Origin of the sequence: Blautia sp. Sow4_E7 (genome assembly GCF_052116245.1) — a bacterium.
Lineage (GTDB): Bacteria > Bacillota > Clostridia > Lachnospirales > Lachnospiraceae > Blautia_A.
On the sequence record NZ_JBQKLL010000101.1, the window covers coordinates 1 to 2,115 of the forward strand.

Sequence of the window (2,115 nt, forward strand, 5' to 3'; positions counted from 1 at the left end):
AAGAGGGTGCTCTGAGATTTTTTCTTTCTGTAGGATAATGACAGTATACAGAGCAACCTGACGACAGGCAATAAGATCTATAAAATGCTATTTTAAAAGAGCATCAACAATTAGAATGACTTTCATAATTCTGATAAATGGAGGATTCTTCTTTATATGTTACAGAAAAACAATTTTATGACCTTTGGAGTGTTTCCAGTCTTTTTGGATCAAGGATTGTGATTTTGCCGCGGGAGAGTTTGACGAGACCCTCGCCTTGAAAGTATCGAAGCATTCGAGTGATAACTTCCCTGTGGGAACCAAGATGATTAGCAATCGTCTCATGAGTGATTTTCAGCTCGTTTGTTCCTTCGATAGAGGTCTCTTCTAAAAGAAATGAAGCAACACGCTTATCCAAACTCTTCCACATGATTTGTTCAATCAGCCACATGACATCAGAAAAACGGGTGGCCATTAACTCATTGGTATAGTTTGCGACGGGAGCAGATTCCTTCATAATGCCCTTATAGATTTCAGCAGGGATGATCCAAAGATCAGTATCTTTTTCTGCTTCAATGGTTACTTCAAATTGAATGGAGCGTATGATACATGAGGCGGATAAAAGACACATATCCATATCGAACAGACGGTAAAGTGTAATCTCTCGTCCTTCATCTGAAAGTATGTAGGTTCGAAGCTGCCCGGATTTAACCAGTAATAATCCAGTGCAATCCAGGTTTCCATTGTGAATGATTGTCCCTTTTTTTACATACTGTGTGATTAAATTGTCTGAAATTATTTTTTTCTGTGCTGTATTTAAGTCATTCCATAGTGGAAAACAATTTTCGAAGTTCATAACCGTTATCTCCTTTACGAACATAGTATACTTGCTTTTTTTAGATGCGTCAATTATGTAACTGGCATATGCCATAAATAGAAATAAAAAGAAGTGTAATAAAGTAAATTATCTTTTCTGTGATATCATCACTGAAGTAAGACTTTTTATGAGGTATATTAAGTTCAAACAGGAGAAGGAGTTGAAAAATATGACATCAATAAATATAAATAAAGAAAAGTTTGGACAATTAATTCATAAAGAAAAACCGGTTTTGGTTGATTTCTGGGCACCTTGGTGTGGTTATTGCCGTAGAATTGGAGCGGCTTATGAAAAAATAAGTGAAGAATACAGCGATATTCTTATTGCTGGAAAAGTAAATATTGATGAAGAACCACAGATTGCAGAAGCTGAAAAGATTGAGATAATTCCTACGCTGGTTTTATATCGAGATGGAAAGGCAATAGATTCTATTGTTGCACCTGAATCAAAAATAATGATAGAGAATTTTATTAATGAAGCATTGGAAAAATAAAAGGAGGACTGCTGTATGAATGAAAATCATGTTTACGATATGATTATCGTGGGGGGAGGACCTGGAGGGTATACTTCAGCATTATATGCAGCCAGAGCAGGATTTGATACAATTGTTTTAGAAAAATTATCTGCAGGTGGTCAAATGTCATTGACCTGGCAGATTGATAACTATCCTGGTTTTGAAAATGGAATTGACGGATTTTCATTGGCAGAGAAAATGCAAAAACAGGCGGAAAAATTTGGCGCTAAAAGTGAATATACTGAAGTTTTTAATATGGATTTAACAGGAAAGCTTAAGAGAGTAGAAACTAGTTCGGGAATTTATATTGGGAAAACAGTAGTGATTGCTACTGGAGCAAATCCAAGAGAACTTGGTCTCGCTAAAGAAAAAGAATTGATAGGTCATGGGGTTGCTTATTGTGCCTCCTGTGATGGTATGTTTTATAAAGATAAGATCGTGGTGGTTGTTGGTGGTGGAAATTCTGCTGTATCAGATGCTGTTCTTTTAAGTCGAATTGCTAAGAAAGTCATCATTGTTCATCGAAGAGATACATTACGTGCAACGAAAATCTACCATGACCAGCTGATGAAAACTGAAAATATAGAGTTTCGATGGAACAATACAGTAAATGAACTGATTTATGGAGAACGATTGGTCTTATGTCAAGATTTAGTACAGATTAAAATGAGAGGTTCCGCCAGCTAAGCAGCCGGCAGAACATTCACCCTTTCATACAGTTTTTCGAATTCGTCAGGGGACATAT

2 protein-coding genes and 1 pseudogene are annotated in these 2,115 nt (G+C 36.3%); 2 read left to right on the top strand and 1 reads right to left on the bottom strand.

The window, feature by feature from the left end; all coding sequences use genetic code 11:
* Nucleotides 1–175 precede the first annotated feature (175 nt).
* Nucleotides 176–859 (bottom strand): Crp/Fnr family transcriptional regulator, encoded by a 684-nt coding sequence (locus tag ACTQ50_RS19455; protein WP_117449800.1) that lies wholly within the window; start codon nucleotides 857–859, stop codon nucleotides 176–178.
* Nucleotides 860–1,025: 166 nt separating this feature from the next.
* On the opposite strand from ACTQ50_RS19455, the gene ACTQ50_RS19460 reads away from it, so the two are divergent.
* Both ACTQ50_RS19460 and ACTQ50_RS19465 read left to right on the top strand, forming a co-directional pair.
* Entirely contained in the window at nucleotides 1,026–1,349 is a 324-nt protein-coding gene (locus ACTQ50_RS19460; RefSeq protein WP_005330449.1) for a thioredoxin family protein, read from the top strand.
* Between the two features lie 15 nt (nucleotides 1,350–1,364).
* Nucleotides 1,365–2,006 (top strand): annotated as a pseudogene (locus ACTQ50_RS19465) (NAD(P)/FAD-dependent oxidoreductase); the annotation flags it as partial.
* Between the last annotated feature and the right edge of the window lie 109 nt (nucleotides 2,007–2,115).

What these genes read in the sequence shown, in the direction of transcription:
- ACTQ50_RS19455 (WP_117449800.1), bottom strand. Translation starts at nt 859, where the DNA reads ATGTTCGTAAAGGAGATAACGGTTATGAACTTCGAAAATTGTTTTCCA.
- ACTQ50_RS19460 (WP_005330449.1), top strand. Translation starts at nt 1,026, where the DNA reads ATGACATCAATAAATATAAATAAAGAAAAGTTTGGACAATTAATTCAT.